This is a genomic window from Bradyrhizobium sp. USDA 327 (assembly GCF_041262065.1).
In the GTDB taxonomy this organism is placed as follows: domain Bacteria; phylum Pseudomonadota; class Alphaproteobacteria; order Rhizobiales; family Xanthobacteraceae; genus Bradyrhizobium; species Bradyrhizobium liaoningense.
On record NZ_JBGCCW010000001.1, the window covers coordinates 3,392,654 to 3,414,774 of the forward strand.

Here is a 22,121-nt window from a genome sequence, read left to right on the forward strand (position 1 = left end):
TCCCTCACCCAGCGCCGCAAGGCCCTGGCACCGAACCAGCTAGGATGCCTTTAAGGCAATTTGAGGCAATAGGGCGGCAGCCCTATTTCGCGCAACATGGTCAACGGATATTGCATCGTCGGCGGACGTCAGGGGCGCCTGGTTCCCACCTTTGATCCAATCGTCAAGGGTCGCCTCGACCAGCCGGGCAATCGCGCCGAACCGGATCTTGCCGGCGATGAAGGCGGCGACCGCGACCTCGTTGGCGGCGTTGTAGACGGTGGTCGCGCCCTTCCCGGTCCGGAGCGAATCGTAGGCCAGCCGAAGTCCGGGGAAGCGCTCGAAGTCCGGCGCTTCGAAGGTCAGCTGGCCGATCTTGGCGAGGTCCAGCCTGGCCGCCGGCCCCTTGATGCGATCGGGCCAGCCGAGGCAATGCGCGATCGGCGTCCGCATGTCGGGCGCGCCGAGCTGGGCCACGACGGAGCAGTCGGAGAACTCGACCATGCCGTGAATGATCGACTGCGGATGAACGAGCACGTCGATCTCGTCGGGCGCGAGCGCGAACAGATAGGACGCCTCGATCACTTCGAGCCCCTTGTTCATCATCGAGGCGGAATCGATCGTGATCTTCTGGCCCATGCTCCAGTTCGGATGCTTCAGCGCTTGCTCGAGCGTGGCTTGCTCGATGTCGGCGGGCTTCCAGGTCCGGAACGGACCTCCCGAGGCCGTGATGATGACGCGGACGAGCTCGTCGCGATTGCCTGAGCTCAGCGCTTGGAACAGCGCATTGTGCTCGGAATCGGCCGGCAGGATGCAGGCGCCCGCCTTTGCCGCGCGCTGCATGAAGAAATCGCCGGCGCAGACCAGACACTCCTTGTTGGCGAGCGCGACATGGGCACCGCGATCGACCGCCGCCAGCGCCGGCTTCAGTCCCGCTGCGCCGCTCACGGCCGCCATCACCCAGTCGGCCGGACGTGCGCCGGCCTCGATCACCGCGCTTTCGCCGGCGCCGCATTCGGTGCCGGTGCCCGCCAGCGCGGCCTTGAGCTCGCCGAGCTTGGAGGTGTCGGCGATCGCGACATAGCGCGCGGAGAATTCCCTGGCGAGCTTGGCCAGCGCCGCGACATTGCCGTTCGCCGTCAGCGCCTCGACCCGGTAGCGCTCGGGCGAGGCGCGCAGCAGGTCCATCGTGCTGTCGCCGATCGAGCCGGTGGCGCCGAGAACCGTGACGCTGCGGACGCCGGACGCCGCAAGCCTGTTGTTACGCAATGGGACCGCGCTCATATCCTCACCAAACCATAAGACCGCTTCCGGCGCTATGCACACCGTGGCGGAGAAAGCCGATAATCCATGCCGCCAGGATGGCGGCGACGAAACCGTCCAGGCGGTCCATAAGCCCGCCATGGCCGGGAATTAAGTGACTGGAATCCTTGACTCCGAAGCGCCGTTTCACTGCGGATTCGAAGAGATCGCCGAGTTGCGATACCACCGACAGGACGGCGCTGACGAGCAGCAGTGGAACCGCCTTTCCGATCCCGCAGGCGGCAAAGCCGGCCGCAACGGCAAGGCTCGCCGCAAAGCCGCCGAGCGCTCCGGACCAGGTCTTTTTCGGGCTCACGCGCGGCCACAGTTTCGGCCCGCCGATGCTGCGGCCGGCGAAATAGCCGCCGATGTCGGTCGCCCACACCACGAGCAGCACGAACATCAGCGCGGCGAAACCGTTGACGAGATCCTGCCGCAAAAGGATCGAGGCCAGCAGCGCCGCCGACGCATAGGCAAACCCGGTCGCCGCCCAGAAGAACTTCCTCCGCGCAATCAGCGTGACGATCGCGCCGCCGATGAAGCCGCTGATGACGGCCGTCTTGAGGGCACCGAAGGCCGTGCAAAATCCCACGATGGCAATGACGATCGTCCCCGCGCCCGTCAGCGCGACCGAGCTCGCGCCCACCACCATCAGCCATTCGGCGAACAGTCCGATCGAGACCAGGGTGACGAGAAGTGCCCAGAGCCAGCCGCCGGCGTAGGCGAGCGCAATGGCGAGCGGCGCCAGCACCAAACCTGCGAGGACTCGCAGCACGAGATTGCTCGGGGCAGGCTGAGAGCCCGCCGGTGCGGCGTCCGGTTCGCTCACGAGGCGTTTTTCGCGACCAGGCCGCCGAAACGGCGTTCGCGCCTGGCAAATTCGGCAATCGCGCTTTCCAGCGCCGCCTTGTCGAAGTCGGGCCAGTGGATCGGCACGAACACGAGCTCGCTATAGGCGGCCTGCCACATCAGGAAGTTCGACAGGCGCTGCTCCCCGCTGGTGCGGATGATGAGATCGGGATCGGGAATGTCGGGCGCGTCGAGATGCGCTCCGAGCGTCTCGGCGTCGATCGTGGCTGGATCCAGCTTGCCCTCCGCAACCTCGCGGGCGAGCTTCTGCGCCGCTTTCGCGATCTCCTGCCGCGAGCCGTAGTTGAAGGCGACGACGAGCGTCAGGCGCGTGTTGTCGCGTGTCAGCTCCTCAGCCTCGTTGAGGAGCCCGCAGATGTCGCTCTCGAGCCCCTCGCGCTCGCCGATGATGCGAACCTTGACGCCGTCGCGATGCAGGCTCGCCAGATCGTTGCGGATGAAGCGCCGCAGCAGGCCGAACAGGTCGCCGATCTCGCTCGCCGGGCGCGACCAGTTCTCCGAAGAGAACGAGAAGATGGTGAGATAGCGAATGCCGAGCTCGTGCGAGGCGCGCACCACGCGGCGCAGCGCATCCACACCGCGGCGATGCCCTTCCGCACGCGGCAGGCCGCGCGCGGCCGCCCAACGCCCGTTGCCATCCATGATGATGGCGACATGCGCAGGCGCCTCGGACCGGTCGGGTCCTTCCGTTGCTGGCGCGGCGGCGTTGGACATGGAAGCGGCCTTAGACGGTGAGGATTTCTTTTTCCTTGGCGGCCAGCAACTGGTCGATCTCGGCGATGGTACCGTCGGTCGCCTTCTGCACCTCGTCGGCGTGACGCTTCTGATCGTCCTCCGACATCTCGTGATTCTTCTCGAGCTTCTTGAGCACGTCGAGGCCGTCGCGACGGACATGGCGCGCGGCGACCTTGGCGGCTTCGGCGTATTTGTGCGCGACCTTCACCAGCTCCTTGCGCCGCTCCTCGTTGAGCTCGGGAATGCGCAGGCGCAGCACCTGGCCCTCGGTCGCGGGCGACAGGCCGAGATTGGAATCGACGATCGCCTTCTCCACCGCCTTGACCATCGACTTGTCCCAGACCTGCACCGAGATCAGCCGGGGCTCCGGCACGCTGACGGTGGCGAGCTGGTTCAGCGGCATATGGCTGCCATAGGCCTCGACCTGAACCGGATCGAGCATCGAGGCGGAGGCGCGGCCGGTGCGCAGGCCGCCGAGTTCGTGCTTGAGGGACTGGACGGCGCCCTGCATGCGGCGCTTCACTTCGTTGAGGTCGAAATTACCCGTGGCCATCACGTTTCTCCTTCAAAATCCCGGCGACCGCTCCGCGCCCTTCCCTCGGGGCACGCAAGACGAGCCGTCAGCCGGCGACGATGGTTCCGTGGCCGACGCCACGCAGAATCGCGCCGATCGACCCCGGCTCCGCGATCGAGAATACGATGATAGGCAGCGATGTCTCGCGGGCAAGCGCGAAGGCGGTCGCATCCATCACCTTGTAGCCGCCCTCGATCGCCTGCGAATGCGTCAGACGGTCGAACCGCGTGGCGGTCGGATCCGTCTTCGGGTCGGCCGAGTAGACGCCGTCGACATTGGTCGCCTTCAGGACCGCCTGCGCCCCGATCTCGGCGGCACGCAGCACCGCGGTCGTGTCGGTGGTGAAGTACGGATTGCCCGTCCCGCCGCCAAGCAGCACGATCCGGCCCTCGGCCAGGTATTTGTGTGCCGCAGTGCGGGTAAACAGCTCGGAAATCTCCGGCATGACGAAGGCCGACAGCGTCCGCGCCGGCGTTCCCTTGCGCTCGATCGCTGCTTCCAGCGCGAGGCAGTTCATCATGGTGGCGAGCATGCCCATGGTGTCGCCGGTTGTGCGCGACACCCCGCGGGAGGAGACCTCGACGCCGCGGACCATATTGCCGCCGCCGATCACGACCGCGACCTCGGTGCCGAGATGGCGGGCCGCGATCAGATCGTCCACAACCCGGTCGACGGTCGGCTGATCGATGCCAAAGCCTTGCTGTCCCGCGAGATATTCGCCGGACAGCTTGATCACGACGCGACGGTAGACCGGATCAGTCATGAGCACCTTCCTTGTCCGGGCGCCGCTTCCGGCGGCACGCCGGAAGGAACGTTCCGTCGCTTACTTCTTGCCGCTGGCCGCGGCGACCTCGGCCGCGAAGTCACTTTCCTGCTTCTCGATTCCCTCGCCGAGAGCATAGCGCACAAAGCCCGCGATCTTCACAGCGCCGCCGACCTTGCCCTCGGCCTCCTTCACCGCCTGCGCCACCGACTTGCCGGTATCGTGGATGAAGGCCTGCTCGAGCAGGCAGACTTCCTTGTAGTAGGTCTTGAGGCCGGACTCGACGATCTTCTCGATCACGTTCTCGGGCTTGCCCTGCTGGCGATATTTGTCGGCGAGCACGTCCTTCTCGCGCTTGACCACCGCCGGATCGAGGCCGGACGGATCGAGCGCCAGCGGGTTGGCGGCGGCGACATGCATCGCGATCTGGCGGCCGAGCGCGGCAAGCTCGTCGGCCTTGCCCGGCGATTCCAGCGCCACGATCACGCCCATCTTGCCGGCGCCGTCGATGACGGCGCCGTGGACATAGTGCGACACCACACCCTGGCTCACTTCGAGCTGGGCGGCGCGTCGCAGCGTCATGTTCTCGCCGATGGTGGCGATCGCGTCATTGATGGCGGTTTCGATCGTGACGTCGCCGACCTTGGCGGCCTTGATCTTCTCGACGTCGGCGCCGACGTCGAAGGCAACCTGGGCGATCATCTTGACGAGGCCCTGGAACTGGCCGTTGCGCGCGACGAAGTCGGTCTCGGAATTGACCTCGACCACGACGCCCTTGGTGCCCTTGGTGAGCGCGCCGATCAGGCCCTCGGCCGCGACCCGGCCCGACTTCTTGGCAGCCTTGGACAGACCCTTCTTGCGAAGCCAGTCCTGCGCCGCTTCCATGTTGCCGTCGTTCTCGGTCAGCGCGGCCTTGCAGTCCATCATGCCTGCGCCGGTCGACTCGCGCAGATCCTTGACCATCGCAGCTGTGATCGTTGCCATCGTTGAAATCCTTTGTGCCTGCCGGTTTGCCGCAGCGTGGCATCGTAGCGCCCCGCCGCGCTCCATCTCAGCAATTTGCGTCAACTGGAATGGTGGCCGGATCCTATCCGGCCAACCCATCGCTCTTTTTGACTATTCCGCTTCCGCGGTCAGCGCCTTGGCCTTGGCCACCCAGGCGTCCGCGCGGCTCGGCAGACCGACTTCTTCGCCGATCGTGTGCGCGGTGTCGTGGTCGAGCTCGGCGAGCTGCCAATAGTGGAAGATGCCGAGGTCGTTGAACTTCTTCTCGATCGCACCCGACACGCCCGGGAGCTTCTTGAGGTCGTCGGCGGTGCCGCGCGGACCCGCAAGGCCCTGGAAACCGCTCGACGAGGGCGCCGGCAGCTCTTCGGCGACCGGCTGAGCCGAAGCGCCGACGTCGATGCCCGAATCGCCCTGGGCACGCGAGATGCCGTCGATCGCAGCGCGCGCGATGAGATCGCAGTACAGAGAGATGGCGCGGCCGGCGTCGTCATTGCCCGGCACCACATAGGTGATGCCCTTGGGGTCCGAATTGGTGTCGACGATCGCGGCGACCGGGATGTTGAGGCGCTGGGCCTCCTGGATCGCGATGTCTTCCTTGTTGGTGTCGATCACGAAGATCAGGTCGGGCAGACCGCCCATGTCCTTGATGCCGCCGAGCGAGCGGTCGAGCTTGTCGCGCTCGCGCTGAAGCGTCAGGCGCTCCTTCTTCGTGTAGGAATTGGCTTCGCCGCCCGAGAGCACGTCGTCGAGGTGACGCAGGCGCTTGATCGAGGCCGAGATCGTCTTCCAGTTGGTCAGCGTGCCGCCGAGCCAGCGCGAATTGACGAAATACTGCGCGCAGCGCTTGGCCGCGTCCGCGACGCCGTCCTGCGCCTGGCGCTTGGTGCCGACGAACAGGATGCGGCCGCCCTTGGCCACCGTGTCGCTGACGGCCTGGAGGGCCTGGTGCAGCATCGGCACGGTCTGGGCGAGGTCGACGATGTGGATGTTGTTGCGGGTGCCGAAAATGAACGGAGCCATTTTCGGATTCCAGCGGTGAGACTGGTGACCAAAGTGCACGCCAGCTTCGAGCAGCTGACGCATGGTGAAATCGGGTAGCGCCATCGTTCTAATTCTCCGGTTGGTTCCTCCGGAAACGTGTGAGCAAAACGGAGCGTTCTCGCCCCGGTTGCCACCGGACGGCCTTGTGAGCCATGTTTCCGTGTGAGATGGCGCGCTATATAGCGCCATTTCGGCCAGAAGCAAGGAAATAAGGGGCCATCCGGGACGCCCGCAAGCTCCCTGTCACTTCCCGACGTCCCTGCCCTTCAGCCTCCTAGCACTTGGGCTGGCCGGGCGGACAGGCCTTTGGTGGCGGGCCGGCTGGCCGTGGCGGGGGATGCGGCGCCGCACGCGGCGGCGCGGCCGCCATGGGAGGCGGTGCAGGACGCGCGACCGGAGGTGGCGGCGGCGCGGGCCGTGCGATTGGAGGTGGAGGCGGTGCAGGACGCGCCATCGCAGGCGGAGGCGGCGCCGGTCGAGCAACGGGCGGCGGTGGCGCCGGTCGGGCCACAGCTGCGGGCGGAGGCGCCGCGCGCGGCGGCGGGGGTGGCGCGACTCGCGGCGGAGGCGGCGGCGTCGGCTTCGCCAAGGCTTGAGGATGCGGTGGCGGTGCGGCAGGCCTGGCGGCCTGCGGCGGCGGCGCGGACCGGTGATCCCGAACTCCGGACGGCCCCCGCGCCGCCACTGGCGGCGGTGGCGGTGCCGCGGGTTTGACCGTGGGCGGGACGACCGGCTTGCCGGGGGCCGCGCTCGGCGGCGGCAAAGCGCCCGACTGGGACCCGGCCGGCCTGCCGCGCAGGTCAGCCGCAGGTGGCGTTGTCGGCCCCAGCGGCTTGGGCAGGCCTGCGGACGGCGGCGTCGAGCTTCCGGGAGCCGTCGGCTGATTGGGCGGAGTAGCGGTTGCCGCGTTCGGCGGTGCCGGCGGAACGTTGCCAGTGGGCGTCGTGGCGGTGGCAGCGGGTCTGCCATGAGGCGGAGCAGCGCCGGGCGTGCCCCCTCCCCCGGCCGGAGGCGGTCCACCCGGAGTTCCGGGCACCGGCAGCGTGTTGGCCTGCGGCAGCCTGGTGGCCGCCGGTGTTTGGGGTGTCGCCGCAGGAACGTTGCCGGCGGGGGCCGTCGCGCTCGGACTGGGCCTGCCGCTTGGCGTTACGGCGCCGGGCGCCGTCCCCGCCGGTGGACCGCCAGGAGTTCCCGGCAAGGTATTGGGTGCCGGCAAGGTATTGACCTGGGGCAGCCTGGCCGCAGCCGGCGGCTGGGCTGTCGTGGCAGGAGCGACATTGGCTGGAGCTGGAGCCGCGATACCCGGTCTCACCGTCGGCTGGATCGTCGCGCTCGGCGGCATCGGCGCCTTGCCCTGCTGGATCAGCGCCGCACGCTGCATGACTGCCTGCGGCACGGCGGCACCTGCCGGTGTGCCGCGGCCGGCAACCGCCGGGGCCAGATTGCCCGGACCGGGCGCCGGCCCCGCGGCCGGCGGCGCCGCCGGCGGGCGGTTGATCACGGTGTTGATGACCGTGGTGTTGTGGATGTTCTGAAAGATGATGTTGTTCGGCGGCGGCGCGACATAGACCGGCGGCCTGACGAACACCGGGATCGGCACGAACACCGGCTGCGGCAGCACGAAGAGGCCGACCACAGGCAGCGGCGGCGGCAGCACGACGAAATCCGGCGGCGGCGGCGGCAGATAATAGACCGGTGGCGGCGGTGGCGGCGCGAAGCCGAAATCGGGATCGCTGAAATACAGCACCGGACGGTCGACATAGATCACCTCCTCCGGCGGCGGTGGCGGCACGTCGTAATCCAGCATCGTGAAAGTCGGCGGCGGCTCGAGCGGCGCAGTCAGGATCGCGAGCCTGCGCCGGGCATCGCCTGCATGCGGCCCGCGCGGGTAGCGGCGCAGATACGACCAATAGGCGTCCGGCGTATCGGCGCGATAGGTTCGCCGCCAGGTGATCGCCTCGCGGCGCGCCGCCACGATCGCCATGACGCGCTTTGCAAGGGGGTCATTCGGATAGGCCGCGAGAAACTCCTCATAGGCCGCCAGCGTGTCGCGCTCGAGCGCGGCGGCATAGGCATCCTGCACGCCGAGATCGCGGATCGGCTTGTTGCGGATCGCGGCGGCCTGGTCGGGCGTGGTCTCCGGCGGCGGCGCGTCGGGCCCACGCTCAAAGAACGAGAATTGCGCCGATATCTTCTGCTCGTTCCAAGGCACCTGCGCGCCCTTGGAGGCCTCGTTGACGCGCAAGCGCACGCGGTCGAACACCTCGGGCAGCGGCAGGCCGCCGGTGCGGATCATCTCGGCGAGCGACTGGGCATAGATGCCGTAAGGCCCAGGCTCCTCCGGCGCCACCGTGCCGGGCGCAGCGTTGAAGGCGATCAGCATGTTCGCCTCGGGCTCGACCAGCGCCAGGCCGCTCGCGATCGGCTGACCGCCCTCGATAAAGGGCTGTGCGCGCGCGGCGTCGAGCACGACGATGCCGGCCTTGAGCGGAATGGATGCGAGCTGGCGCACATAGTCGCTGATGCGCAGGGCCTCGGTCGGTATGTCGGTGTCGCGGGTGATGTTGGAATCGACCGGGATGAAATAGTTCTCGCCGGCAAGCTGCACGCCGTAGCCGGCGAGATAGATCATCGCGACGGTGCCCGGGCCCGAAGCCTGGGCCTTCTGGATGAAATCGCGCAAGCTCTTGCGCAGCGTGTCGCCGTCGAGATCGCGCGCGCCGACCACGTCGAAGCCCGCCGCCTGGAGCGTCTGCGCGATCAGGCCGGCATCGTTGGCCGTCGTCGCCAGCGGCGATTTGGCGTAGGCGCCGTTGCCGACCACGAGCGCGAGACGCTTTTCCGGCTGCTGGGCGCGCGCCGGTTCCGGTACGCCGGCGGCGAGGGCCAGGATCGGCAGCAGAAGGCAGATGAAAGCTCTGAGCGTCCCACGCATGGCTTGCTCGCCCGCTATTGTTGTCAAGGTCCGGCACGCATGAGGCGCGCAGCCGGCTGAACGGCGGTTGAACGAAAGGCTTGATGAACGACGAAAAGCTTGGATTGAGGCGGTGGCATGGCCGCCCCATCGCCGGCGTCAGCCCCGCTGCGACGATATCGCGACGCGTCCTCTCGTCCGAGGATCGCTCGGCCAATTTCAATTCGGCGGCGGTCGTCCGGGCAGCCAATTCATCAACGGGCGAGAAATCGACCGGCCCCGGATCTCGTATGCCGACGTCATCGCGAGGGTGATTGCTGCTTGTCGACCTTGCGGCCGGCCTCTGGAGGAAAGAGGCGCGACCGAAAGGCTCGATGCTCGGATGGGCTCAGCCCTGGGCAAGCAACTCGACGCTTCCTGTGCTCAGCCGGTAGATGCCCCCGACCACCTTGAGCTTGCCCTGCTCGACCGCCGCGTTGAGGATCGGGGCGGCCGATTTCAGCTTGGCGACGTTGTCGAGGACATTCTGGCGAATGGCGTTGTCGAGCGCATTCCCGCTCTGCTGGGCCGCCGTCTTCACCGCCGGCGCGATCGCGGCGACCAGCGTGGGGATGTGCCCCGGCAGCGGCTTGTCGTCCTTCAGCGACTTGATGGTCGCATCGACCGCGCCGCAATTGTCGTGGCCGAGCACCAGGATCAGGGGCGTTCCGAGCACCGCGACGGTGTATTCCATGCTCGCAACGGTCTCGTCGCCAGCGAAATTGCCGGCGACGCGGCACACGAACAGGTCTCCGCGTCCGCTGTCGAAGGCATATTCGGGCGCGATGCGAGAATCGGCGCAGCTCAGAACGGCCGCGTAGGGATTCTGACCGCCGACCAATGCCTCGCGCTCATGCTTGAAGTCGTGGCGGCGCGACACGCCCGAGACGTAGCGCGCATTGCCTTCCATCAGCCGCTTCAGCGCCGCATCGGGCGACAGCACGTTCTGCGGTTTCGGCGGCGCCTTCTTCTCCTTGGCGAAGGCGGTTCCGCCAAACGCCGCAGCCGCAAGCGCCGACGTGGCGAGCAGCATCATGGAGCGCCGGGAGGGAGCAACAGGTTGATGCAGATTTTCGGAGCACTTTTCGCACATGGTTGTTGTCCTTCCAGGTTTCTCGTCAAACGAGATTGTCGAGTCGACAACTGATAGCTGCGCTCGAGCGACTTCGAAACCACGCGCGAGCCAAATAGTTAAGCTTTGGTTTGCGCGGTGCAGGCAACCTCAGAGCTGCTGCACGTCCACCACGCCCGCGACCGCCTTGATCGCGCCGGCGATCTGCGGCGAGACCTTGAAGCGGCCGGGCAGCTTCATCTCCACCTCGGTCTCGAGGTCGAGCATCATCACCAGCGAGACCTCGCCGTCGCCGTTGGAGCGCGGCGCAAGCGCGGGACTCCCGACTTTCGGCGCGCCGCCGTTCGAGGCCGCCATGTCTGGCCCGGCGAGACGCTTGGCGATCGAGTCCAGCGGCTTGGTGTCGCGCAGGAAGATGCGCAGGCCCTTCTGCGTCTTGGCCGCGGCGTCATCGAGCGGCTCGGCATGCAGCACGCGGGCGCGCACGTCCTCGCCCTGGAGCTCGGCCCCCAGCTGCAGCAGCACGGCCGCGCCCGGCTCCAGCACGTCGCGATACTGCGCGAGGCCTTCGGAGAACAGCACCGCCTCGAAATGGCCGGTCGGATCCGAAAGGCCCATGATGCCCATCTTGTTGCCGGTCTTGGTGCGCCGCTCCATGCGCGAGACCACGGTCGCGGCGACCTTGCCGGCGGTCGCGCCGGTCTTCACCGCGCGCGAGAACTCGGCCCAGCTCTGCACCCGCAGCCGCTTCAGCACGGTCGCGTAGTCGTCGAGCGGATGTCCCGACAGGAAGAAGCCGATCGCGTCGTATTCGCGGCGGAGCCGCTCGGCCGGCAGCCACGGCTCGACCTGCGGCAGCATGATGGTCGGCGCGTCGGCCGCGCTGCCGAACATGTCGTTCTGGCCGACGGTCGCGGCCTCGTGCGCGCGCTGGCACGCGGCGAGGATCGAGTCGGCACCGGCGAAGACGCGCGCCCGGTTCGGCTCCAGCGTATCGAAGGCGCCGGCGGCGGCGAGACTTTCGATGATGCGCTTGTTGATCGCGCGCGGCGAGACCCGGGCGGCGAAATCGGCGAGCGAGGTGAACAGGCCGTTCTTCGTTCGCTCCGCGATGATCTGCTCAATCGCCTGGATGCCGACGCCTTTGAGCGCTGCGAGCGCGTAGTAGATCGTCTTCTCGCCGACCTCGAAGGTCGCGCCTGACCGGTTGATGTTGGGCGGCTCGACCTTGATGCCGAGACGCTGCGCTTCGGAGCGGAATTCGGAGAGCTTGTCGGTGTTGTTGAGATCGAGCGTCATCGACGCCGCGATGAACTCCACCGGATAATGCGCCTTCATGTAGGCGGTGTGGTAGGACACCAGCGCGTAAGCCGCCGCGTGGCTCTTGTTGAAGCCGTAGTCGGCAAACTTCGCCAAGAGCTCGAAGATGGTCTCGGCCTGCCCCTTCGGAACGCCGTTCTTCACCGCGCCCGCGACGAAGATGTCGCGCTGCTTGTCCATCTCGGCGCGGATCTTCTTGCCCATGGCGCGGCGCAGGAGGTCGGCGTCGCCGAGCGAATAGCCGGACATCACCTGCGCGATCTGCATCACCTGTTCCTGGTAGATGATGACGCCGAACGTCTCCTTGAGGATCGGCTCCAGCACGGGATGCAGATATTCCGGCTCCTCGTCGCCGTGCTTGCGCGCGCAGTAGGTCGGGATGTTCGCCATCGGGCCCGGTCGATAGAGCGCGACCAGCGCGATGATGTCTTCGAAACGGTCCGGGCGCATGTCGATCAGCGCCCGCCGCATGCCCTGGCTTTCAACCTGGAACACGCCGACCACGTCGCCCCGGGCCAGCATCTGGTAGCTCTCGGCATCGTCGATCGGCAGCGTGGCGAGATCGACATCGATGCCGCGCGGCTTGAGCAGTTTGACTGCGACGTCGAGGACTGTGAGCGTTTTCAGGCCGAGGAAGTCGAACTTCACGAGCCCCGCGGGCTCGACCCATTTCATGTTGAACTGGGTCACCGGCATGTCGGATTTGGGATCGCGGTAGAGCGGCACGAGCTCGCTCAGCGGGCGATCACCGATCACGATGCCGGCCGCGTGGGTCGAGGCGTGGCGCGTCAGGCCTTCGAGGCGCTGCGCGATGTCGAAGGCGCGCGCCACCACCGGGTCTTCGTCGCGGAACGCCTGGAGCTTCGGCTCGCTCTCGATCGCGGCGGCCAGCGTCACCGGTGCCGCCGGATTCTGCGGCACCAGTTTTGTGAGCTTGTCGACCTGGCCATAGGGCATCTGGAGGACGCGGCCGACGTCGCGCAGCACGCCGCGCGCCTGCAGCGTACCGAAGGTGATGATCTGCGCGACCTGGTCGCGGCCGTAGCGCTGCTGCACGTACTGGATGACCTCGCCGCGGCGGTCCTGGCAGAAGTCGATGTCGAAGTCCGGCATCGAGACGCGCTCGGGATTGAGGAAGCGCTCGAACAGCAGGCCGAACTTGATCGGATCGAGGTCGGTGATGGTCAGCGCCCAGGCGACCAGCGAGCCGGCGCCGGAGCCGCGGCCCGGCCCGACCGGAATCCCTTGCGACTTCGCCCATTTGATGAAGTCGGACACGATCAGGAAGTAGCCCGCGTATTTCATCCGCATGATGACGTCGAGCTCGAAGGCGAGCCGCTTGGCGTAGGTCTCTTCCGTCGTGCCCTGCGACAGGCCATGCACCCGCAGGCGGTTGGCGAGCCCCTCCTCCGCCTGGCGCTTCAATTCGGCGGCCTCCACCGCAGCCGCATCCGAGCTCGACGCGGCGCCGACGGTGAAGAACGGCAGGATGGGCTTGCGCGTCATCGGCCGGAACGAGCAGCGCTCGGCGATCTCCACCGTCGAGGCCAGCGCCTCCGGGATGTCGGCGAACAGCACCGCCATCTCGGCGCGCGTCTTGAAGCGATGATCCGGCGTGAGCTGCTCGCGCTCGGTCTCGGCGATCAGCCTCCCGCCCGCGATGCAGAGCAGCGCGTCATGGGCTTCGTAGTCGTCGGTTGCGGCGAAATACGGCTCGTTGGTCGCAACCAGCGGCAGTCCCTTGGCGTAGGCGATGTCGATCAAGCCGCTTTCGACGCGCCGCTCCTTCTCGGTGTTGTGGCGCTGCAATTCGACGTAGAGGCGGTCGCCGAACAGGCCGGCCAGACGCTCGCAGCGCTGGGCGGCGAGCTCGGCATGACCGCCGGCGAGCGCCAGCGAGATCGGCCCGTCCGGTCCGCCCGTCAGCGCGATCAGGCCTTCGGTCTCGCCCTCGAGCCAATCGAACCTGATGAAGGGAGCATGGCTGTCCGGCGATTCCAGGAACGCGCGCGAGTTCAGCCGCATCAGGCTGCGATAGCCGCGCTCCTGCGCTCCCAGCAGCACCACCCGCGACGGCCCCATCGCGTTCCGCGCATTCGGATCCTGGTCGCCGAAATCGACGGCCAGCTCGCAGCCGACGATCGGCTGGATGCCGGAACTCGCCATCTTGTCGGAGAACTCCAGCGCACCGAACAGATTGTCGGTGTCGGTCAGCGCCAGCGCGGGCTGGTGGTCCTTCTTCGCAAGCTCGGCGAGCTTGGCGATCTTGATCGAGCCCTTGAGCAGCGAATAGGCCGAGTGAACGTGAAGGTGAACGAATCCGGCGCTCGGCATGGTCGCGTGACGGCCTCTTGCAGATGAAATGGAGCGGTCGCCAGCGCCGGGAGATGTCAGGTAGATCAAAAGAGGATCCTGCACCGCCCGGGCGACTCGCCTCGCAATGGTGGGGCGTCACTGCTCCAGAGTCCACGCCGGAGCGGCCGATCGGCCGAGTCGTCCCGCTTTTCCCCAGCGGCAGCAGCAAGCTCTCCGGCCCAGAGCATGATCCGGTTGTCCGAAAAGATCATGCTCCAACAGAACCTAAAGGGCGATGACGACTCATCCCAATCTCATCGCGCCCTAGAGCTGAGGAATCACCTGCGCCCAGATCGCGATCATCCCGACGAACAGCGTGATGGACGCCAGTGCGGCGGCTTCTTCCACGAAAACCCTGAACATGGCCTGCTCCCTTGTTGGAACGTATGAAGAACATTGTTCTCATTTTGTTCAGGGGAGTCAAGCGGTCCGAGACCACGCGAAACGGGATGGTTAACTCGCTGGATGCAAACAATAAAAAAGCCCCGGCCGAAGCCGGGGCTTTCGTCAGCCGCTCGCGTTGAGCGATCTGTCTTAGTAGCGGGCCAGCAGCGGGCCGCCGAACTTGTAGTTCAGGCGAACGAGGCCCATGTCGACGTCCTGCTTGATGCGGTCGACTGCGCCACTGGCGAAGGTGACATTCTGGTCGCCGAGGAAGATGTGGTTGTACTCGACGCCGACCGTCCAGTTCGGAGCAAAACCGAACTCCAGGCCCGCGCCAACCGTGCCGCCCCAGCGGGTCTCGTCCGCGTTATCGATGTTCGCGCCCGTGGCGACGCTGTAGACGTCGTACTTGTTGCTGACAACAGCCGCACCGCCCTTCGCGTAGAACAGGACGTTGTTCCAGGCATAGCCAACCTGACCGGTGATGAGCCCAAAGGCGTCCATCCTGGTCCGGTTACGATTGCCGGCGGCGATCAGGCTGATGTTGTCGCCCGAGAAGTCGGCCCAGTTGCCCTGGCCTTCCACACCGAAAACGAACTGGCCGGTCTGCCAGCGATAGCCGATCTGGCCACCGACCGTGCCGCCGGTCGAGTTGTGCGAACCTTCAGGGCCAAAGTTGACGAGGTCCCACGACGTATCCGCCGAACCGCCACCACCGTTGACGCCGATGTAGAACCCGCTCCAGTCGTAGACGGCGGCGATCGCCGCGGGCGGAGCTTTCGTGTAGGGCCGCGCCGCGAGGTCAGCAGCCATCGCCGGCGCAGCCGCGCTGAGCGCGACGAGGCTGACAGCGGCAAGCAACAAATTCTTTTTCATTTGGTTCCCGTTCCAGTTTCTTCAGTAGGCCCCCGGGCCGTGCGCAATGTCTTAGCAGCGGACGACGGAATTGCTGTAACCGCGACGCAACAGTTGGGTCGAAAGGACCTCGCTGCATTAACGAATGTTTATCAGCAGGTGTGCGGAAACCCTTTGGAACAAGTGTTTTCGCGAGTTCCAATGTCGACTACAGGACATAAACTGCATGTGCGCGTAACGGCATCGCGCGCACATTCACGTGATTGGAGAATCGAAATGCGCGGTCGAGTTCCCTTGCCTATTGTCGCCACATTTTCGCTCGCATTCGCCACATTTGCATTCGCATCGGCTGCAAGCACACCGGCGCACGCATTCGGCAAGAATCATCCATTCTGCCTCACCGGTGATGAATGGCCGGGACTGAGCAATTGCAGGTTCGACACCTATGCGCAGTGTCAGGAGAGCGCATCCGGTCGCGCGCTGACCTGCATCGCCAATCCGTATTTCGTCGGACAGAGCGACGATCCATACGCGTATCAAAATCGTCCGCGCGCACAGACGCCGGGCTACTTCCTGCCGCGCTGAGATGCGCCGCGCTCACCTCGCGCTCGTCGCGATCGCCCAGCTCTCTGCCGGCGGACTTGCGTATGCACAGACCTACGATCCGAGCTATCCCGTCTGCATGCAGATCTATGGTCCCGTCGGCTATTTCGACTGCCGCTACGGTTCGCTTGCGCAGTGCCGATATCTCGCCGTCGGGCGCTCCGCGAGTTGCGTGGTGAATCCGTATTTTCCATCGAGCAAGCCGGCGCCCCCTCACCGCCCGAGACGCCCCGCTGTTCGTGCCGGATGATCAAAGCCGTTCCGCTGATGCCGGGCATGCCGTGACGGAGCGGCAGCCTCTCCTCAGCTCTGCCAGGGCGTGTTGCGGATGCGCGTGCACGCGTTCGGCTTGCGGAAGCTCGGATCGTGATCTTCGATGTAATCGAAGTTGACCGTCCCGAACGTCGTCTGCGGCTTCTTCAGCGCTGAGCAGGTCTGCACCTTCAAGAACTCGTTCTTGAAGTCGCCGCGCGGAAACGCGGAGATCACCTGGTCGCGCTGCTCCGGCGTGTACTCGTCATATCCAATGCCCACGACGTCCACCAGGACGCCTGCGTTGGTGAGCGCGATCTCCGGTCTCATATATTGCGGAATGCCGGGGGTGGTGTGTAGCGCGATTGCTTCCCACACCAGGTCGGCTTGCGGCTCGGCAATGCCGCGCGCCCGCAGAAAGTCGCGTGCGGCGTCGGCGCCGTCGACCTCAAACCGCTTGGTATCGGTGTGGTAGTGATCGACGAGACCGAGGTCGTGAAACAGCGCCGCGACATACAGCAGTTCGGGATCGAACTTCAGCTTCTGACGCAGCCCCTTGATCGCGCCGAACACGTAGACGCGAACCGAATGGTTGAACAACATCTCGCCTTCGTAACTGCGCACGAGTTCGGCAGCCTCGCGCGCCAATTGGCTGTCGGGAATTTTGACGCCGGAGATCATGCTCGTCATTTTCAGGCTCCTGTTTTCTGTTTCGGCTGATGCCATTCGTCGTCAGGCGGCACTCTCGAGCACGGCCTGCGGCGTTTTCCGGAAGCTGATCGACATGCGATTGTACGCATTCATCAGGCTGATCGCGATCGTGAGATCGACGAGCTCGCGCTCATTGAAGACCTTGCGGGCGGCTCGATAGGCATCATCCGGAACGTTGGTCTCGGCGACGCGGGTGACCGTCTCGGCCCATGCAAGGGCGGCTCGCTCGCGTTCGTCGAAGAGATTGCCGGCCTCCGCCCACGCCTGCACCAGCGCGAGCTTTTCGATCTCGACGCCGCCCTTGAGCAGGTCGCGCGCATGCATGTCGAGGCAATAGGCGCAGTTGTTGATCTGCGACACGCGGAGATAGACCAGGGTGACCAGCGTCGCGGGAAGCCCGCTCTGCATGACGTAGCCGTAGACACCGCCCAGTGCCTTCGCGCCTGCCGGTGCAACGTGGTTGTAGTCGAGACGTTCGCTCATCTGTTTGCTCCTTGATGATCGGAGGGGATGAACACTCCCCCCTTTGCCCCATTAGGTGTCCTTGCTCTGGTCCACGGAAAAGAACCAAGAATGCACAAAAATCGTGTACCATGCAGGCATGACCGAGCCGCTGCGCCTGGAGCTGGATCGATCTGCGAAGACGCCCTTGGCCGAGCAGATCCACAAGGGAATCAGGGCCGCCATCGAGAGCGGCGTGCTCGCCCCGGGCGCGCGCCTCCCCTCCTGGCAGGATCTGGCCGCCCAGCTCGGCGTCGCGCGCGGCACCGTGCGCGTCGCATACGAAAAGCTCTCATCCGCGCAACTGATCGTCGCAAGCCGCGCGACTGGAACACATGTCGCGGACCGGCCGCGCTTTCCGGTGCGGCGGGACAAGGCCCCGGCCCCAGGCTCGTTCATGGAGATGTACCAGGAGCTTACGGCCGGGCCGGCGATCTTCCAGATGGGCGTGCCTGCGCAGGAGACCCTTCCTGCGACGTTACTGGCGCGGATGCGCGCGCAGGCGGTCCGCATCGAGATGAGCGCACCGGCGATCTATCCTGATCCGCGCGGTGAGCCGGCGTTGCGGCGCGAGATCGCCGCCTACCTTGCGCTGGCGCGCGGGATCGAATGCGCGCCCTCCCAGATCATCATCACCGGCGGTTTCAGCGGCGGCCTTGGCCTGACTCTCCGCGTCCTCGGCCTCGAGCAGAAGAAGGCCTGGATGGAGGATCCAGGCTTTCCCTTCACCCGGCACGGCCTGAAGCTTGCGCGATCATCGATCGTGCCGATCCCCGTTGACGCCGACGGCATCGATGTCGATTTCGGCCTGAAGCATGCTCCTGATGCGGCGCTGGTGGTCGTGACGCCAGGGCAGCAGGCGCCGCTCGGAGCGACATTGTCGCTGGCAAGACGCTCACGCCTGCTCGACTGGGCCACGCAAAGCAAGGCGTGGGTGATCGAGGATGACTATCTGAGCGAGCTTCAGCTCAAGGGCCGGGCGACACCGGCGCTTGCCTCGCTCGACCGCGCCGGCCGCGTCATTCACATCGGCTCTTTCAGCAAGACTGTGACTCCTGCCCTGCGACTGGGCTTTGTGGTTGCACCCGCCGCTCTGGCGTCGCGATTTGCCGAAGTTGCGGCGTGCCTCGCACCTGCGCCTGGACCCGCGGTGCAGCTCGCGCTGGCCGATTTCATAAGCGAGGGCCATTATCTCCGGCATCTTCGGCGCACGAAACGGGTCTACGCAGCGCAAGGCGATGCATTGCTGAAATACCTGCGCCCGCGCGCTGCGAACGTTGCGATTGCCGGATTAGCGGCGGTCCTGCGGTTGCCGGATGGAGCACGCGATCTGGCCATCGCCAGGGAAGCAGCTGCGCTTGGACTGGCGCCTACGCCGCTGTCGCTCTGGTCTGCGTCGAAAGGCTCAGCGCGCCCAGGACTGTTGCTCGGCGTCGCAACGTCACCTCTAACGAAGATCGAGGCGTCCTGCGATCGGCTCCTTCAGATGATCGATCGACTGACGTGACCGATACGCGTCGGCGTGTCCCTCAAATGTCTACTCGCGAAAGCCTGGACAACGCCCTCATGCAACGGGAGAGATCCATCCGAAGATCGTCTGGGACGAGCACATCGCCCGGCGTGCTCGAATCGAAAGGCGTCTGACACGACGTGCTCAACTCTCGTCGAGCAGATTGCGAATTTTGGCGGCCAAGTCTTCGATCGCGAAGGGCTTCGACAACAGATGCTTGCCGGCGTCGAGCATGCCGTTGTGAACGATCGCATTGCGGGTGTAGCCGGTGGTAAACAACACCTTCAGGCCGGGATGTCGTTTCGACAATTGTGCCGCGAGTTCGGCGCCGGTCATTTCGGGCATGACGACATCCGTAAACAGCAGATCCGGAACGGTGCCGTTCTCGATCGTCCTGATCGCCTGTATGGCGCTCGCAGCTTCGATGACGGTATAGCCGAGCTCGCGCAGGCTTTCGGATGAGATGCTGCGGACACGCTCATCGTCCTCCACGACGAGAATCGTCTCGTTCTGATGGCTTGCGCCGGGATGTATGATCCCGCGCGACGAGTCCGGGATTGCCTCCTCGCCGATGAAACGTGGAAGGTAGATCTTCACGGTCGTGCCAACGTCGACTTCCGAGTAGATTTTGACATGGCCGCCCGATTGCCGCACGAAGCCGTAGACCTGACTAAGTCCGAGGCCGGTGCCCTTGCCCACGACCTTGGTCGTGAAAAACGGATCGAAGACCTTTCCGAGCATCTCCGCCGGAATTCCGGTGCCGTTGTCCGTGACGGCAATGAGAACATACTGCCCGGGTGCCAGCGCGTATTCGCGGGCATATTTTCGATCAATCGACGCGTTGCTGGTTTCGATCGTCAGCCTGCCGCCCTTCGGCATGGCGTCGCGCGCATTCACCGCGAGATTGATGACCGCGCTTTCCAGCTGGGCGGGGTCGGCTTTGACGCGCCAGAGCCCCGCAGCGAGGACCGTTTCGAGGTGGACCAGTTCGCCGAGCGATCGCTCGAGCAGCTCGCTCATCTCGCCGACCATCTTGTTGATGTCCAGGACCTCCGGCGCAAGAGGCTGCTGACGCGAGAACGCGAGCAGCCTTTGCGTCAAGGTGGCCGCACGGTTTGCGCCGTCGATGGCACCCTCGAGGAAGCGGTCGACGTTGACCTCGCCCTTGCTGAGCCGTCGCTTTGCAAGATTCAGGCTGCCCAGTATCACGGCCAGCATGTTGTTGAAGTCGTGGGCGATGCCCCCTGTCAACTGCCCGACGGCTTCCATCTTCTGCGATTGCCGCAATTGCTCCTCGGCCTTCATGCGCTCGCCGATCTCGTCGGCGACACGTTGCTCCAGCTCGGCATTGAGCGCCTCGAGCTTGGTCAAGAGCCGAGCGTTGTCGATGGCCGTCGCGGCATGTCCGGCGATGCCGAGCAATGCGGCCTCATGCTCTTCGTGGAATTGACCTACCTCCGCATGACCCAGGAACAGCCCACCGAGCACTTCGCCGCTTCGCGAGATCACGGGGACCGCCAGGTAGGAGCGGACCGGAAGATGGCCCTCGGGCATGCCTTTCCGCGGCGCATTCCTGCCATAGCGCGGGTCCTGCAGAATGTCGTCCGACCTCACCACGCCCGTGCCCCTGAACGTCGGCTCGAACACGGCGGTGTTGCGCGGCATCGGGAAGTTTTCGAAAGCGGACCGAGGCACGCCGGACAGCGAATACAGCATGTAGCTGTCGCCGCCCGCTGCCAGGACGTTGTAGAAGAAGGCTCCGAATTGGGCGCCCGTCAGCTCGACGCCGGCATCCGTCACGATCTGAACGATCTTCTCGAGATCGCGTTCGCGGGCAACCGATGCCCCTGTATCGTTGAGTATCCTGAGATGACGTTCGGTCTTCTTTTGCGCCGAGATATCCAGCACGGTCCCAATGAAGCGAGTAGCCTGGCCCTTGGAAAAAATTGCGCGACCGGTTGCGGCGATCCAGCGCTCGACGCCATCCTCGATACCGACGGTTCGGTATTCGATGTTGTAACTTGCCGGAGAATGGGGCTTCAGGGCTGCCGATACGGCCTCATGGGCGCGCTGCCTGTCCTCGGGATGAATGCCCTTCAGGAACGACCCTTCATAGCTGACGTCGGCGTCAGGTGGGAGACCGAACACCTCCTTGCAGCGGCTGTCCCATCGGAGAATATCGTTGAGCGGATCGTAGTCCCAGGTGCCGATGCCCGCCGCCTTGTTCGCGAGGACCAGCCGTTCGGCAGCTTCCCGGGCTGCCTGCTCCGACCGGACGCGCTCGATGTGCGCCCATGATCGCTCCGTCACCTCGGTGAGCAAGGCAAGCTCCCGTGGCGTCCAGAGATGCGGGCCCCGGTGATGTATCGCCATCAAGGCAGTCAGTCGCCCTTCCTTCACCAAGGGCATGCAAATGGTCGAACCTATGCCGATGCGCTGGAAAGCGGCGGCTTCCTCTGGCGCGATCTCCTTCAGATTGTCGTTGATGACAAGGGGCCTGCCGGCGCTCAGCTCTCGCACCGCCTTCTCACCGAAGTCGCCAAGGCTATAGTGCCCCAGGATGTGCATCGCACCGGGGGCTGCCCAGTCCCCGCGTATGGTGAAGCCGTCCTGATCAGGATCCATGTCGGCATAGGCGCAGTTCGAGACGCCGAGATGCTCACCGACCATTCTCGTCGTCACCGCCATCACGCCATCGGCATCGCGGGTCTTGGCCGTCTCCTTGTTGAGGGCGTCCAGGAAGAGCAGCCGGGCTTCGTTCTCGCGCACGGCCGTTTCCGCACGGCGGCGTTCGACCGCGGTGCGCGTGCGCTCGGCAACATCGCGAATGAGCTCCAGCTCTTCAGGGCTCCATTCGCGCGGCGCGGCATTGTTGAGGTACAACAGCGCCACGACCCCGTCGGCCTCGGAGATCGGCATGTTGACGAGTGCACGTGCAGAGATCGCCTCGAGAGCACGGGCACGGTCGCCGACGCGAGGGTCTTTCTCGGCATCGGCGCAGACGACCGTTTCGCCGCGCTTCAAGTCTTCGATATAGCTGCCATAGTCGCGAAAGCGCAGCACGCCGGCCAGGCTCGAGATCCCGGGAGCGTTCCAGTCGCGAACGATCGTGATGGTTTCGGCGGAGGTATCGACGGTGCCGTAACCTGCCCGGCTGACATCGAGGCTGCGGCCAAGCAGCTCAGCCGCGGCATAGGCGAGATCGTCGGGGTTGCCGATTTCTCGAATGTAGTCGCCGAGGGTGGCCAAGACGGCATTACGGTCGGCCGAGAGCAGCCCGGTCGCTGTCGTCATCGGTCTTCCCCGGACACTTCCCTGCCTCCACTCAATAGG

General features: G+C 65.5%; 17 protein-coding genes. 3 read left to right on the forward strand and 14 right to left on the reverse strand.

Going from position 1 to position 22,121, the window contains the following annotated elements; genetic code table 11:
• Positions 1-39: 39 nt before the first annotated feature.
• The 11 genes from dxr to ABIA42_RS15655 form a co-directional block, all read right to left on the reverse strand.
• A complete protein-coding gene (gene dxr, locus ABIA42_RS15605; protein WP_271528145.1) occupies positions 40-1,263 on the reverse strand; it encodes a 1-deoxy-D-xylulose-5-phosphate reductoisomerase in 1,224 nt (407 codons plus the stop codon).
• 4 nt (positions 1,264-1,267) lie between these two features.
• Positions 1,268-2,110: a phosphatidate cytidylyltransferase gene (locus ABIA42_RS15610; protein WP_370112587.1), complete on the reverse strand. Its 843-nt coding sequence runs from the start codon at positions 2,108-2,110 to the stop codon at positions 1,268-1,270.
• The gene (locus ABIA42_RS15615; protein WP_370112585.1) at positions 2,107-2,865 is read right to left on the reverse strand and encodes an isoprenyl transferase; all 759 of its coding nucleotides are present in this window, start codon (positions 2,863-2,865) and stop codon (positions 2,107-2,109) included. The genes ABIA42_RS15610 and ABIA42_RS15615 overlap by 4 nt, the downstream gene beginning before the upstream one ends.
• A 10-nt stretch (positions 2,866-2,875) precedes the next feature.
• The gene (gene frr, locus ABIA42_RS15620) at positions 2,876-3,439 is read right to left on the reverse strand and encodes a ribosome recycling factor (protein ID WP_027575609.1); all 564 of its coding nucleotides are present in this window, start codon (positions 3,437-3,439) and stop codon (positions 2,876-2,878) included.
• 67 nt (positions 3,440-3,506) lie between these two features.
• Positions 3,507-4,223 carry a UMP kinase gene (gene pyrH, locus ABIA42_RS15625; protein WP_271528142.1) on the reverse strand — a complete coding sequence of 239 codons (717 nt, stop codon included), beginning with the start codon at positions 4,221-4,223 and terminating at the stop codon, positions 3,507-3,509.
• Between the two features lie 60 nt (positions 4,224-4,283).
• Complete coding sequence (gene tsf / locus ABIA42_RS15630; RefSeq protein WP_131868196.1) at positions 4,284-5,207, reverse strand: translation elongation factor Ts; 924 nt, start codon at positions 5,205-5,207, stop codon at positions 4,284-4,286.
• A 132-nt stretch (positions 5,208-5,339) separates the two neighbouring features.
• On the reverse strand, positions 5,340-6,335 hold the full coding sequence (locus ABIA42_RS15635) for a 30S ribosomal protein S2 (RefSeq protein WP_271528141.1): 996 nt from the start codon (positions 6,333-6,335) through the stop codon (positions 5,340-5,342).
• Positions 6,336-6,546: 211 nt separating this feature from the next.
• Positions 6,547-9,207, reverse strand: a complete 2,661-nt coding sequence (locus ABIA42_RS15640; protein WP_370112582.1) for a caspase family protein — start codon at positions 9,205-9,207, stop codon at positions 6,547-6,549.
• Between the two features lie 367 nt (positions 9,208-9,574).
• A complete protein-coding gene (locus tag ABIA42_RS15645; RefSeq protein ID WP_370112580.1) occupies positions 9,575-10,318 on the reverse strand; it encodes a carbonic anhydrase in 744 nt (247 codons plus the stop codon).
• Between the two features lie 129 nt (positions 10,319-10,447).
• On the reverse strand, positions 10,448-13,951 hold the full coding sequence (dnaE, locus tag ABIA42_RS15650) for a DNA polymerase III subunit alpha (protein ID WP_271529284.1): 3,504 nt from the start codon (positions 13,949-13,951) through the stop codon (positions 10,448-10,450).
• Positions 13,952-14,506: 555 nt separating this feature from the next.
• Positions 14,507-15,232: an outer membrane protein gene (locus ABIA42_RS15655; protein WP_271529285.1), complete on the reverse strand. Its 726-nt coding sequence runs from the start codon at positions 15,230-15,232 to the stop codon at positions 14,507-14,509.
• Positions 15,233-15,487: 255 nt separating this feature from the next.
• On the opposite strand from ABIA42_RS15655, the gene ABIA42_RS15660 reads away from it, so the two are divergent.
• Both ABIA42_RS15660 and ABIA42_RS15665 read left to right on the forward strand, forming a co-directional pair.
• Entirely contained in the window at positions 15,488-15,796 is a 309-nt protein-coding gene (locus tag ABIA42_RS15660; protein WP_271529286.1) for a DUF3551 domain-containing protein, read from the forward strand.
• 1 nt (position 15,797) lies between these two features.
• On the forward strand, positions 15,798-16,064 hold the full coding sequence (locus ABIA42_RS15665; RefSeq protein WP_370112577.1) for a DUF3551 domain-containing protein: 267 nt from the start codon (positions 15,798-15,800) through the stop codon (positions 16,062-16,064).
• A 53-nt stretch (positions 16,065-16,117) separates the two neighbouring features.
• Here the strand turns inward: ABIA42_RS15665 and ABIA42_RS15670 are convergent, their stop codons facing one another.
• Both ABIA42_RS15670 and ABIA42_RS15675 read right to left on the reverse strand, forming a co-directional pair.
• Positions 16,118-16,756: an HD domain-containing protein gene (locus ABIA42_RS15670; protein ID WP_370112575.1), complete on the reverse strand. Its 639-nt coding sequence runs from the start codon at positions 16,754-16,756 to the stop codon at positions 16,118-16,120.
• A 42-nt stretch (positions 16,757-16,798) separates the two neighbouring features.
• Entirely contained in the window at positions 16,799-17,260 is a 462-nt protein-coding gene (locus ABIA42_RS15675; protein ID WP_370112573.1) for a carboxymuconolactone decarboxylase family protein, read from the reverse strand.
• 118 nt (positions 17,261-17,378) lie between these two features.
• Here ABIA42_RS15675 and ABIA42_RS15680 point away from each other — a divergent pair, with 118 nt between their 5' ends.
• Positions 17,379-18,785, forward strand: a complete 1,407-nt coding sequence (locus ABIA42_RS15680; RefSeq protein ID WP_370112571.1) for a PLP-dependent aminotransferase family protein — start codon at positions 17,379-17,381, stop codon at positions 18,783-18,785.
• 147 nt (positions 18,786-18,932) lie between these two features.
• On the opposite strand, the gene ABIA42_RS15685 is transcribed toward ABIA42_RS15680, so the two are convergent.
• On the reverse strand, positions 18,933-22,082 hold the full coding sequence (locus tag ABIA42_RS15685; RefSeq protein WP_370112569.1) for a GAF domain-containing protein: 3,150 nt from the start codon (positions 22,080-22,082) through the stop codon (positions 18,933-18,935).
• Positions 22,083-22,121 lie beyond the last annotated feature (39 nt).